Origin of the sequence: Micromonospora sp. NPDC049081 (genome assembly GCF_040648835.1) — a bacterium.
Lineage (GTDB): Bacteria > Actinomycetota > Actinomycetes > Mycobacteriales > Micromonosporaceae > Micromonospora > Micromonospora antibiotica.
In genome coordinates, this window is record NZ_JBEZEK010000004.1 from 188362 (window position 1) to 201699 (window position 13338).

Annotated in this window: 9 protein-coding genes; 4 read left to right on the forward strand and 5 right to left on the reverse strand. The window is 72.3% G+C overall.

What is annotated here, in order from left to right; translation table 11 throughout:
• The first annotated feature begins 422 nt into the window (after positions 1–422).
• From AB0B63_RS09545 to AB0B63_RS09560, 4 genes are all read left to right on the forward strand, one after another.
• A complete protein-coding gene (locus AB0B63_RS09545) occupies positions 423–1643 on the forward strand; it encodes a cellulose binding domain-containing protein (protein WP_357016314.1) in 1221 nt (406 codons plus the stop codon).
• An 85-nt stretch (positions 1644–1728) separates the two neighbouring features.
• Complete coding sequence (locus tag AB0B63_RS09550) at positions 1729–3792, forward strand: family 43 glycosylhydrolase (protein ID WP_357016317.1); 2064 nt, start codon at positions 1729–1731, stop codon at positions 3790–3792.
• 80 nt (positions 3793–3872) lie between these two features.
• The gene (locus tag AB0B63_RS09555; protein WP_357016320.1) at positions 3873–5399 is read left to right on the forward strand and encodes a family 43 glycosylhydrolase; all 1527 of its coding nucleotides are present in this window, start codon (positions 3873–3875) and stop codon (positions 5397–5399) included.
• 184 nt (positions 5400–5583) lie between these two features.
• Complete coding sequence (locus AB0B63_RS09560) at positions 5584–6048, forward strand: PaaI family thioesterase (protein WP_208566711.1); 465 nt, start codon at positions 5584–5586, stop codon at positions 6046–6048.
• 130 nt (positions 6049–6178) lie between these two features.
• Here AB0B63_RS09560 and AB0B63_RS09565 read toward each other — a convergent pair whose 3' ends face one another.
• The 5 genes from AB0B63_RS09565 to AB0B63_RS09585 form a co-directional block, all read right to left on the reverse strand.
• Complete coding sequence (locus AB0B63_RS09565; protein ID WP_357016323.1) at positions 6179–7792, reverse strand: polyketide synthase; 1614 nt, start codon at positions 7790–7792, stop codon at positions 6179–6181.
• Positions 7792–8877 carry a branched-chain amino acid aminotransferase gene (locus AB0B63_RS09570; RefSeq protein ID WP_357016326.1) on the reverse strand — a complete coding sequence of 362 codons (1086 nt, stop codon included), beginning with the start codon at positions 8875–8877 and terminating at the stop codon, positions 7792–7794. The genes AB0B63_RS09565 and AB0B63_RS09570 overlap by 1 nt, the downstream gene beginning before the upstream one ends.
• Entirely contained in the window at positions 8874–10181 is a 1308-nt protein-coding gene (gene fabF / locus AB0B63_RS09575; protein ID WP_357016329.1) for a beta-ketoacyl-ACP synthase II, read from the reverse strand. The genes AB0B63_RS09570 and fabF overlap by 4 nt, the downstream gene beginning before the upstream one ends.
• Before the next feature lie 114 nt (positions 10182–10295).
• Complete coding sequence (locus tag AB0B63_RS09580) at positions 10296–12020, reverse strand: condensation domain-containing protein (protein WP_357016332.1); 1725 nt, start codon at positions 12018–12020, stop codon at positions 10296–10298.
• Between the two features lie 32 nt (positions 12021–12052).
• Positions 12053–13309 carry a cytochrome P450 gene (locus AB0B63_RS09585; RefSeq protein ID WP_357016335.1) on the reverse strand — a complete coding sequence of 419 codons (1257 nt, stop codon included), beginning with the start codon at positions 13307–13309 and terminating at the stop codon, positions 12053–12055.
• Positions 13310–13338: the final 29 nt, after the last annotated feature.

The following is a 13338-nucleotide window of genomic DNA, read 5'->3' on the forward strand; positions in this document are numbered from 1 at the left end:
GCCCGGTCGCCGCGTCCCGCCCCCGGCACCCGGAGGGTGGTTCGTCCGGTCGGCAGCTCACCCGGGCATCGTCACTCACCGATGTTGCTGATGTTAGCGATAACACGATATGGTGCATCCCGGCGGGAGCGCAGGGCACGCTCCGGCTGTGGATCACCGGTTCGTCCACGTCGCGACCGGTGGCCAGCGGCACCTCACGGCGTCCACGACCAGTGACGAGTCCGGGATCCTGGCCGTTGCGCGTGGCGCACCGTCCGCCCATCACCCCATGCAGATCCGCCGGGAAGCGGTGGTCGGTCCGCCCCGCGAGCCGGCGTCCGGGTGGTGCCGACGCACTCCTTCGTCCACCAGCCGGACGAGCCGGCGACCCCCGGGACGGTCGCCGTGCTGCACCGTCCGCACCGCCACCCCAGGGAGTTTTCATGAGCGGCACGAGCTGCCCGAACGCCGGGCCACCCCCGTCCGACCGATCCCACCTCGTCGACGCCGCCCCCGCCGGCCGACGCCTGCCCACCATGCGTCGGGGCCTGCGCCTGCTCGGCCTGGCCACCGCGGCCCTGGTGGCCGCGGTCGCCACCGGGGCCGTGGTGACCGCACCCGCCGCCGCCGAGTCCAACGGTGGGGTACGGGTGATGCCCCTCGGCGACTCGATCACCGACGGGTTCAACGTCCCCGGCGGCTACCGCATCGAGCTGTGGCAGCGGATGGTCGCCGACGGCTACCGGGTCGACTTCGTCGGGTCGATGTTCAACGGTCCGTCCAACCTGGGCGACCACGACCACGAGGGCCACTCCGGCTGGACCATCGCCCAAATCGACGCCAACGTGGTGAACTGGCTGCGGAACACCACCCCGCGTACGGTGCTGCTGCACATCGGCACCAACGACATGTACAACGCCTCCGGCGCCCCGGCCCGGCTCTCCACCCTGATCGACAAGATCACCAACACCGCGCCGAACGCGGACGTCTTCGTCGCCACCATCATCCCGCGCAACGGCACCGAGTCGGCGGTGCGCACGTTCAACGCGGCGATCCCCGGGATCGTGCAGAGCAAGGTCACCGCCGGCAAGCGGGTGCACCTGGTGGACATGTTCAGCGCGGTGGGCACGGCCGACCTGGCCGACGGCATCCACCCCAACGCCACCGGCTACCGCAAGATGGCCACCACCTGGTACAACGCCCTGCGCGCCGTGCCCGGCAGCCTCGGCGGCAACACGCCGACGACCCCGCCGACCACCGCCCCGCCCACCACGCCGCCGCCCACCACCCCACCGCCGACCACGCCGCCGCCCACCACGCCCCCGCCGACCACCCCGCCGCCCTCGTCGGGTTGCCGGGTCGCGTACACGGTCAACGCCTGGAACTCCGGTCTCACCGCCTCGATCAGCGTCACCAACACCAGCAGCACGGCGGTCAACGGCTGGGCACTGGCGTTCACCCTGCCCGGTGGGCAGACCATCACCAGCGGCTGGAACGCCACCTACACGCCGACGAGCGGGGCGGTGACCGCGCGCAACGTGTCCTACAACGGCACCATCGCGCCGAACACCTCGGTCGACGTCGGCTTCCAGGCCGAGCACACCGGCAACACGGCCCGACCGTCCTCGTTCACGCTCAACGGCACCGCCTGCACGGTCGCCTGACCCACCGTCCGGCACCGGCGTGCCCGCACGCCGGTGCCGGACGCCTTCCACCACCGACTCCCACCACCCCCAGTAGGAGTAGCGCATGCGACTCACCAGAAAGTTGCCGGCCCGGGTGTTCCTGGCCGCCGGCCTGATCGCCGCCGGAACAGCCGTCGCCCTGCCGGCCGAGGCCGCCGCGGCCGGCTGCTCGGTCGACTACACCGTCTCGTCCGAGTGGGGCGGTGGCTTCGGCGCGAACGTGGCCATCACCAACCTGGGCGACCCGATCGACGGCTGGACCCTGACCTGGTCGTACGGGGCCGGGCAGCAGGTCACCCAGGCATGGAACGCCACCGTCACCCAGTCCGGCGCCCAGGTGACCGCCCGCAACGTCAGCTACAACGGCGCCATCGCCACCGGAGCCAACGTGTCGTTCGGGTTCAACGGCTCGTGGAACGGCAGCAACCCAAAGCCGACGAGCTTCACCCTCAACGGCGTCACCTGCACGGGCGGCACGACCACCCCGCCGCCCACCACACCCCCGCCCACCACACCCCCGCCGACCACCCCACCGCCCACCACCCCACCGCCGACCACCCCGCCCCCCACCACTCCGCCGCCGACCACCCCGCCGCCCACGACGCCGCCGCCGGGACAGTGGCCGCCGTCGTCCACCTTCAGCAACCCGGTGATCTGGCAGGACTTCGCCGACATCGACATCCTGCGGGTCGACGACACCTACTACTACTCGGCGTCCACCATGCACTACTCCCCGGGCGCTCCGGTGCTGCGCTCCTACGACCTGGTCAACTGGGAGTTCGCCGGCCACTCGGTGCCCAAGCTGGACTTCGGCCAGAAATACGACATGTCCGGCGGCCGGGCATACGTCAACGGGATCTGGGCGTCATTCCTGGGCTACCGCAAGAGCAACAAGACGTTCTACTGGGGCGGTTGCATCGACTTCAACAAGACCTACATCTACACCGCGCCGTCGGCCGAGGGTCCGTGGACCCGGCACACCACCCTCAACAGCTGCTACTACGACGCGGGTCTACTCGTCGACGACGACGACACCATGTACGTCGCCTACGGCAACTCGAACATCAGCGTCGCCCAGCTCTCCGCCGACGGGAAGACCCAGGTCCGCTCGCAGCAGGTGTTCACCACCCCGTCGAGCGTGGGCACCCTGGAGGGCGCGCGCTTCTACAAGCGCAACGGCAGCTACTACATCTTCCTCACCCGACCGGCCAACGGGCAGTACATCCTCAAGGCGTCCAGCCCGTTCGGGCCGTACACCATGCAGCAGGTGCTGCTGAACCTGCCCGGACCGATCTCCGGCGGCGGGGTGCCGCACCAGGGTGGTCTGGTGCAGACGCAGAACGGCGACTGGTACTACATGGGCTTCCAGGACGCCTACCCCGGCGGCCGCGTGCCCGTGCTCGCCCCGGTCACCTGGAACTCCAGTGGCTGGCCGGTGATCCAGCTGGTCAACAACGCCTGGGGCGGCTCGTACCCGTACCCGAACGTGCCCCGGCCGCCACGCCAGGTCAAACCCATGATCGGCACGGACACCTTCGCCGGCACCACACTCGGCCCGCAGTACGAGTGGAACCACAACCCGGACGACACGAAGTGGTCGGTCAACAACGGGCTGCGGCTACAGACCGCGACCGTGACCAACGACCTGTATTCGGCGCGCAACACCCTGACCCACCGGATCCAGGGGCCCCGGTCGACCGCCACCATCGAACTCGACTACTCCACGATGCGCGACGGTGACCGCTCCGGCCTGGCACTGCTGCGCGACCAGTCGGCCTGGATCGGGGTGCGCCGGGACAACGGCGCGACCAGGGTCGCCGTGGTCAACAACCTGACCATGGACAGCAAGTGGAACACCACCAACACCGGCACCGAGGTCGCCGGCGCCGGCATCTCCGGTGGCAGGATCTGGTTGCGGGCCACCGCCGACATCACCCCCGGATCGGGTCGGCAGGGACGTTTCTCCTACAGCACCGACGGGGTCAACTTCATCTCGCTCGGCCCCGCCCTCACCTTCAACAACGCCTGGCAGTTCTTCATGGGCTACCGGTTCGCCATGTTCAACTACGCCACCAGTTCCCTCGGTGGCGCGGTGACCGTCCGGAAGTTCGACCTGGCCAAGTCGTAGGACCCGTCCCACCTCGCCGGCCGACCACCCCCGTGGTCGGCCGGCGAGCCGTATCCCCCACCTCCGACAGGAGCACCCCCATGTCCGCCTCACACCACCCCCGGTCGGCCGTCCCGCCGTACCCGCACCCGCCCGCCACCGCACCCCGCACCGACCTGCCGCCCGCCCGCCACCCCGGCCGGGCCCGGACGGCGGCGCTGATCGTGCTGACCCTGCTGGCCACCCTGCTGACCGCCGCCGCCCCGGCCGGGGCGGCCCCCGCCGTCCGGGTCATCAACCCGCTGGTCGCGCAGCGCGCCGACCCGCACATCGTGCGGCACACCGACGGCTACTACTACATGACCGCCACCGCCCCCGAGTACGACCGGATCGTGCTGCGCCGGGCCACCACCCTCCAGGGCCTGTCCACCGCACCGGAGACGGTCATCTGGCGGCGGCACACCAGCGGGATCATGGGCGCGCACATCTGGGCCCCGGAGATCCACTTCATCGACGGCCGGTGGTACGTCTACTTCGCCGCCGGCGCCACCGACAACGTCTGGGCGATCCGGATGTACGTCCTGGAGGGCACCGGGGCGAACCCACTGACCGCCAGTTGGGCGGAGAAGGGGCAGATCCGTACCCCCTGGGAGACCTTCGCGCTGGACGCGTCGACGTTCGTCACCAACGGGGTGCGCTACCTGATCTGGGCGCAGGCCGAGCCGGGCATCGCCACCAACTCCAACCTCTACATCGCCCGGATGGCCAACCCGTGGACGCTCAGCGGAACCCCCACCCGGATCGCCGTGCCGACCCTGGAGTGGGAGATGCGCGGCGGGGTGAAGGTCAACGAGGGGCCGACCGTGCTGCAACGCAACGGCCGGATCTTCCTCACCTACTCGGCCAGCGCCACCGACGCCAACTACTGCCTCGGCCTGCTGACCGCGTCGGCCGGCAGTGACCTGCTCCGGGCGTCGTCCTGGGTGAAGTCGCCGCAACCGGTCTTCACCAGCAACGCCGCGACCGGCCAGTGGGGGCCGGGGCACAACTCGTTCACCGTCTCCGAGGACGGGCAGAGCGACATCCTCGTCTACCACGACCGCAACTACCGGGACATCAGCGGTGACCCGCTGCGCGACCCCAACCGGCGCACCCGCGTCCAGAAGGTCTACTGGAACGCCGACGGCACCCCGAACTTCGGCATCCCGGTGCCCGACGGGGTCACCCCGGTCCGGCTGCGGTCGGACAACCAGCCCGATCGGTTCGTCCGCCACTGGGAGTACCGGGCCCGGCTGGAGGCGAACGTGACCAACCTCGCCGACTCACAGTTCCGCCTGGTGCCCGGCCTGGCCGGCGGCAACACGGTCTCCCTGGAGTCCACCAACTTCCCCGGCTACCACCTGCGGCACCGCAACTGGGAGGTGTGGGTCGAGCGGGACGACGCGTCGTCGACGTACCGCGCCGACGCCAGCTTCGTGCAGCGGCCCGGCCTGTCCAACGCCGCCGGGGTGTCGTTCGAGGCGGTCAACTACCCCGGCCAGTACCTGCGGCACAGCAACGGCCTGCTCTATCTGCGGACCGTCACCGACGCCACCGGCAACGCCGACGCCACGTTCGTGCTGGAGTGACCGCCGCCCGCCGGGCCGCCCTGACACAGGGGGTGGCCCGGCGGGTGTCGTCCACGGTGGCCGGTCTGCCGGGCCGGTGGGCCGTCGGGCCGGGCGGACGGGGCCGTCCGGGTGGGCAACCCGCCACGTCAGGGTGACCGTCCGGGGACGGAGCGCTACCCGGTCATCGCCTATAGTGGCGTCCATGGCTAGCCGAGCGGTGATGTCGGTCGATGAAGCGCGGGCCTGGCTCGCCGAGGTCATCTCCGGGGCCGAGCGCCTGCACCTGGAGTCGGTCGACGACGGGCGGGTCGTCTCGGTGACCGGCCCCGACTGCCTCGAACTCCGCCTCGACGGCACCATCTCCGGGCCGGCCACGTTCTGGGCGATGGACCTCACCGGCTTCGTCGCGGTCACCGTGCTGATCGGCCCGACACCCGCGATGGTCCTGGCGCACAGCAGCATCAGCTTCCTCGAACCCGCCGAGCCCGGCGAGCTGCGGGTCACCGCCGAGGTGATCAAACTGGCCAGCCGGTCGGCGGTGGTCGACGCCCGCGCCAACGACCGCCGGGGCGTCCTGGTCGCCGCCTCCACCCTGCACTTCGCCCTGCCGTCCCGGGCCACCCGGGCGGCCCTGCGCGCCGAGCACGCCGTCCGGGCCGGCGGCTGACCCGTCCACCCCTGCCCCGGCCGGGACACCGGCGCGTACACCGTCCGGACGGGCCGCCGGTGGATCCGGCCCACGGCGGGGGCACCGGTCCGCCCACACGTCGACAGCCCCGTCCGGGTCACCGGGCGGCTCAGTCCGGGCGGTCCACCACGTGGGTGCGCCGCTGCCAGGGGTAGGTCGGCAGCGCGGTCACCGCCCGGCCCTTCGGCACCGGCACCGGATCGTCCGCGCCGAGCACCCGCACATCCGGATGGGCGGTGCCGGCCGCCACCGCCGTCAGCGCCGCCACCGCCTCCACCGGCCCGGACGCCCGCACCCACACGGCGTGCGCCAGCCGGGTCCGCCCCCCGGCGGCGGTGCCGGCGAACGCCGGATAGTCCGCCGCCGGCAGTGCGGCCAACCGGTCGGCGTAGCGGCGGGCCACCTCACTCAGCGCCGGCCCGGTGGCCGCCGACACCGGGAACCCGTCCACCGACGACGGCGCGGTCGACGGCACCGGCGGTGCCGGCGACAGCACCGCGAAGGCGTTCGTGCCGCTCATCCCGTACGAGCTGGTCGACGCGCAGGCCCCGAACCCGTCGTCCCAGGCGACCGGGGCGACCGGGATCTCGATGCCGGTGCCGGTGAGGTCGATGCGGGGGTTGAGGGTGCGGAAGTTCGCCTGCGGGGCGATCGTCCGACGCTGGAGGCAGAGCACCGCCTTCACCAGCCCGAGCACCCCGGCGGCGGACTCGGTGTGCCCGATGTTGCCCTTCACCGAACCCACGTACAGCGGCGGGCCCTCGGCACGACCGAGCGCCGCCATGATCGCCGACATCTCCGCCGGGTCACCCAGCGGGGTCCCGGTGCCGTGCGCCTCGTGGTAACCGACCTCCGACGGGGTGATCCCGGCGGCGGCCAGCACCGTGTCGATCAGCCCCGACTGGGCGGACACGTTCGGCGTGGTGAACGTCGCCGTCCGGCCGTCGTGGTTGATGCCGGTGCCGCGCAGCACCGCAAGCACCCGGTCGCCGTCGCGCTGCGCGTCGGCCAGCCGCTTCAACACCAGCATCGCGCAGCCCTCGCCCCGGACGAACCCGTTGGCGTCGGCGTCGAACGGGCGCGACCGGCCGTCCGGCGACAACGCGCCGGTCTGCGCCACCGAGCGGGTGGTGCTCGGTGCGAGGATCAGGTTGACCCCGCCCGCGACCGCCGCGTCACAGTCACCCGCCGCCAGCGCCCGCGCCGCCGTGTGCACCGCCACCAGCGAGGACGAACAGGCCGTGTCCAGCGCGAACACCGGACCCCGCAACCCCAGGGTGTACGCGACCCGCCCGGCGGTGAAGCTGTGCCCGTTGCCGATCGTCCAGTATGAGTTGGGGTCACCCGTCAGCCACTGCCGGTAGTCCCGGCCGGTCACCCCGACGAAGACCCCGGTGCCCCCGGCGACGGTGGCGACCGGGATTGCGGCGTCCTCGAACGCCTCCCACACCACCTCCAGCAGCAGCCGGTGCTGCGGGTCGAGGACCCGGGCCTCCCGGGGCGAGATGCCGAAGAACTTCGCGTCGAAGTCGAACACGGAGTCGCAGTAGCCGCCCCGGGTGACCATCCCGTCCCACTGCGTGCCGAACCCGGCCCGGCGGTCGTCGGGCAGCTCGCCGGTGAGGTCCCGGCCGGCCAGGATCGCCGACCAGTACGCGTCGAGGCTCGACACCCCGCCGGGCGCACGGACCGCCATCCCGACGACCGCGATCGGGGTGGGCACTACAGCACCCGACGCATCCAGCCGTGGGTGTCGGCAGCCCGGCCGGACTGGATGTCGAGCAGCCGCTCCCGGAACTGCTGGGTGTACTTGCCCGGTGCCCCGTCGCCGATGGTGAGGGCGAAGTCGTCGCTCTTGAGCCCGATGATCGGGGTGATCACCGCTGCCGTACCGGCGGCGAACGCCTCCGTCATCGACCCGTCGGCGAACCCGGCCCGCATCTCGTCCAGGTCGATGGTGCGCTGCACCGGCTCCAGCCCGTGCTCGGCGGCGAGGGTCAGCACGCTGTCCCGGGTCACCCCGTCGAGGATGGTGCCCAGCCCGGGGGTGAGCAGCTGGTGGTCGCGGGTGACGAAGAAGACGTTCATGGTGCCCGACTCGTCGATGCTGCGCCGCCCCTCACCACCCAGGTAGAGCACCTGCTCGCAGCCGTGACCGAGGGCCTCCCGCTGCGGGGCGAGGCTGGCCGCGTAGTTGCCGCCGCACTTCGCCGCGCCGGTGCCACCGATCGACGCCCGGCTGTAGGTGGTGCTGACCCAGAGCGTGACGCCGGTGACCCCGTTGGGGAAGTACGACCCCGCCGGGCAGGCCAGCACGCAGTAGGTGACCTGCTGGGCGGGACGCACCCCGAGGAACGCCTCCGAGGCGAACATGAACGGACGCAGGTAGAGGCTCTGCTCACCGCCGTACGGCGGGACCCACGCCTCGTCGGCGCGGACCAGCGCGGCCACGCTCTCGACGAAGGCCTCCTCGTCCAGCTCCGGCAGGACCATCCGGCGGGCGGACGCGGCGAACCGGCGGGCGTTGAGCTCCGGGCGGAACAGCCAGACGCTGCCGTCGGCGTGCCGGAACGCCTTGAGCCCTTCGAGGATCTCCTGCGCGTAGTGCAGGACCGCCGCGCCGGGATGCATGGTGAACGGCTCCAGCGCACCCACCCGGTGGTCGTGCCAGCCGGCGTCCGGCGACCACACGGCGGTCGCCATGTGGTCGGTGAAGTACCGGCCGAACCCCGGGTCGGCGAGGATCTCCTCCCGGGTCTGCGGCGGAGTGGGGTGGTCGGTGGGGACCAACGGGAACTGCGCGGTCATCCGGGCTCTCCTCGCGACGGGGTTTCGGTGAACACGACGACGCAGTTCTGCCCACCGAAGCCGAACGCGTTGGTGAGGGCCGCCCGCACCGGCGTCTCCCGGGCCTGGTGGGGCACGTAGTCCAGGTCGCACTCCGGATCGGGCTGGTGCAGGTTGACCGTCGGCGGGACGACACCCTCGCGGATCGCCAGCGCACACACCATCGCGCCGAGGGCACCCGCCGCGCCGATCAGGTGACCGAGCATCGACTTCGGGGCGCTGACCGCGACCCGGTCGGCCGCCGCGCCGAGGGCCGCCCGGATCGCCACCGTCTCGGTCAGGTCGTTGGCCTTCGTCGAGGTGCCGTGGGCGCAGACGTAGTCGACCTGGTCGGGGCGCACCCCGGACCGGTCGAGCGCCTGCCGGATCGCCTCGGCGGCGTACACCCCGCCGGGGCGGGGAGCGCTGACGTGGAACGCGTCGCTGGTCAGCGCGCCACCGGCGACCGTCGCATACGGGGTGGCACCCCGGCGGCGGGCGTGCGCGGCGGACTCCAGCACCAGGATCACCGCCCCCTCACCGAAGACGAAACCGTCCCGGTCGGCGGAGAAGGGCCGGCTCGCACCGGTCGGGTCGTCGTTACGCTGGGACATCGCCCCCATGCTGACCAGACCGGCGAACATGGCCGGGGTGATCGCCGCGTCGGTGCCACCGCAGATGACCACGTCGGCCTCCCCGGCCAGGATCAGCCGGCGGGCGTCGAGCAGCGCGTACGCGCCACTGGCACAGGCCAGCGCGCTGGCGTTGACCGGCCCGTGCGCGCCCACCTCGATGGCCACCTCACAGGCCGGCATGTTGGTCAACGAGGACGGCACGAAGTGCGACAAGGGCGCGGTCGGGTCGGGGGCGAGCAGCCCGCGTACCGTCGCCTCGACGGTGTCGAAGCCGGCGACGGCGGCGTTGACGACCACACCGACCCGGGCGGCGTTGTCGGCGTCGACGGTGAGCCCGGCGTCGGCGACCGCCTCGCGGGTGGCGACCACCGCGAACTGGCTGAACCGGGCCATCCGTCGCAGCTGCTTGCCGGAGAAGTGCTCGGCCGGCTCGAAGCCGCGCACCTCGGCGGCGATCCGGGTGGGCAACGCGGCGGCGTCGAACGCGGTGACCGGGCCGACGCCGGACTTGCCGGCCAGCAGGCCCTGCCAGGTGCTGTCCCGGTCGAGACCCAGTGGCGTGACGGCACCGATGCCGGTGATCACGACGTCGTCGGTCACCATCTCGCCGTCGCCCCCCAGCATCCCGCCCCGGCTCCGCTCTCCCGCCACCGAACGACCGATAGAACACTATCAGTCACCATCGACGTCCGGCAGCCGTCCACCGCACCGCCCGGCGCACCCGGACGGCCACCCCGGTCGGGCCGACCCCCGGGCCGCCACGCCCTACACATCACGCCCCGAGCCCCGGGCGAGCACGGGCAGGGCACGCCACGCGTCGGGCCCCGCACCGAGGGGCGGCGGCGACCCGCAGATCACGTACCCGGTCGGCGCGACGAGCCCCGGGCGGCCCGCCAGCGCGTCGAGGACCCGCCGGTGCAGTTCCGCGGGCGAACCCGGACCGGACACGTAGGCGGTGATTCCGCCGTCGGCCGCCGGTTCGGCGAAGGCCGTCGTCCCGGCCACCTCGCCGACCAGCTCCGCCACCGCCTGCGGGCGGACCCAGCCGGCCGGGGTGGACACCCAGTCGGGACCCCGCCGGGCCGGGGTCAGGCCGATCCGGTCGGCGATCTCGGCGACCCCGACCACACCGGTGACCGCCGCGCAGAGCAGGGTCTCGATGCCCCGGATGACGGTCTCGCCGAGCCCGCCGGGGAAGAAGGCCGTGTCGACCAGCAGCCCGAGCCGGCACCGGCCGTCCCCCTGGTTGCTGGCCGCGACGTAGAACCGCATGTCGCTCTTGGACAGCGGCTCCAGCCGCGAGTAACGGGAGTCCCGGCGCAGCTCGGTGAGGCGGTCCGGCCCCGGGTCCGGGTCGGCCGTCGCCCAGTCGCTGCCCCGGTGCCCGTTGTTGAAATAGGCCGACAGGTCGAACGTCAGGCCACGCCGCCGGCCCACCTCGTCGACCACCGTCCGCACCCCCGCCGGGTCGCACGGGGCCCGCCGGTACGCCTCGAACGCCGGCCGGTGCAGTTGCCGGATCGCGGTGAGCAGGTCGACGTCCCCGTCGACCGGGTGCACCAGCAGGGCGTCCAACGTGTTCAGGGCGATCAGGTCGCGGCTGTCGCGGTCCAGGCGGTTGCCGGCGATCAACTTGAACACGGCGGTGCGGTGCCCGTTGTAGGCGGTCAGGACCAGCGTGGTCAGGCACAGCAGCACCGTCGAGAACGAGGTACGGGTCCGGGCGGCCAACGCCGTCGCCGCCGCGGTGACGGCGGTGGAATCCAGCAGGTGCCGTTCGATGGGCTGATCGCCGGTCGCCGCGCGGGGCAGGTCGAACATCGAGGCCGGTGCGGTCGACAGGCCCTGCTCCCAGTGTCGCAGCCCCAGCCGGCTCTGCTGCCGGCCGGCCGCCGACTGCTGGTGGGCGGCCTGCGCCAACGGCTGCGCCCCGCTGCCGGTCGCCGGTGCCGGCGGTGCTGGCGGGTCGGCGAGTCGGGCGAGCAGCAGCCCGGTGAGGGTGTTGAAGGCCCAGCCGTCGAACGCCAGGTGGGAGCCGACGAGCGCGACCGCGCTGATCCGGTCGGTCCGGTCCCGGGCACAGCCGACCCGCAGCGGCCATTCGGCCTCGTGGTCGAACGCCGTCGCGGTCAGGTCGGCGACGAGTTCGTCGCCGACCCGGGCCGGGTCACCGTGGTCGTCGACCACCACGACGTCGTACGCCCCGGCCGCGGCGACCTGCTGCTGCGGCTGGTCGCCCCGCTCGACGTACCGGGTACGCAGGGTCTGGTGCGCCTCGACCAGGGCCCGCAGGGTGGCGTGCAGCCGGGCCGGTGCGACCGGTGTGGGCAGCACCAGGGACCGGCCGATGTTGAACTGGTTCGCCTCCTTGCCGAACCACTGCATCGGCCCCCACATCACGCTCTGCGCCCAGGTCAGCGGCGCGGTGGCGTTCTCGCCCGTGGCGAACGGCACGCTGATCGTGGCGACGCCGGTGGTCGTGTCACGCACCCGGTCCCCCGGTGCGCGGTCGTCGGTGCCCACTACGCCCGCCCCACCGACGCGTACGGACCGGACGAGCGCGGGGTCAACCGCAGCGGCAGGTGGTCGAGCCCCCGGAACGCCGGACTCTTGACCTTGACCAGCTCACCGATGAGCGCGATGTCGTCGGTGCGTTCGATGAGCATCCGCAGGAACGTGGTGGCCTGCAGGCGGGCGAGATGCGCGCCGACGCAGGTGTGGATGCCCGCACCGAAACCGAGGTGGCCGTCGGTCACCCGGTCGATCCGGTAGTCGTCGGGGTCGGGGAACTTGCGCGGGTCCCGGTTGCCGGCGGCGAACGACAGCTCCACCCGGGCCCCCTGCGGGATGGTGGTGTTGCCGACCACCACGTCGGTGGTGGCGGTACGGAAGACGTTCTGCACCGGTGGGTAGAACCGGGCGGTCTCCTCGATCGTCGGCCCGATCAGCTCCGGCCGCTCGCGCACCAGCCGGAACTGGTCGGGGTGGTTGAGCAGCGCGTCGAGCATGTTGCCCAAAAAGTGGGTCATCGTCTCCTGCCCGCCGACCAGCAGGCTGAGGCACAGCCAGAGGATCTCGTTCTCGGTCACCCCGCCGGAGGCCGCGGCGGCGAACAGCTTCGACACCACGTCGTCGCGGGCCGGCTCGTCGCGCCGTCGGGTGAGCAGGTTGCCCAGGTACCCGGAGAGTCCGGCGACCGACGACAGGGCGGCCTTGGCCGCCTGCAACCGCAACGCGTTCTCGGTCGGATCGTCGGGAGCGTCCTCGCCGACCTTGGCGTTGGGGATGAAGCTCTCCAGCACGCCGGCGGTGAGCTTGAGCTTGGCGAGGTTGTCGTCGGGCACCCCGACGATGGTGGTGATGACCTTCACCGGTTGCAGGATGATCGCCTGCTGGACGAGGTCGATGTCGCCGGTGGCCACGGCCTCGTCGAGCAGCTCGCCGCAGACCTGCTCGATGAACGGCCGCCAGAACTGCACCCCGCGTGGGGAGAAGTCGTGCCGGATCAGGGCCCGCAGCCGGGTGTGGTCCGGCTGGTCGAGCCCGAAGAGCACCGGCAACGTCGAACGGTGGTAGGCGATCCCGTCGGCCGAGGACAGTGCGGCGTGGTTCTTCGCCGCCAACCGGACGTGCTCGTAACGGATCACCAGCCACATGTCGCGCTGTGCCAGGTAGAGCGGCTCCTCGGCGCGCAGCAGCTCGGCGTACGCGGGGTACGGGTCGTCCATGGACTCGGGCGAGAAGGGGTCGAACTCGTCGGTACGCGTCGCGCTGGTCACTGCCTTGTCCTCCGGAATCGATGGGGGCC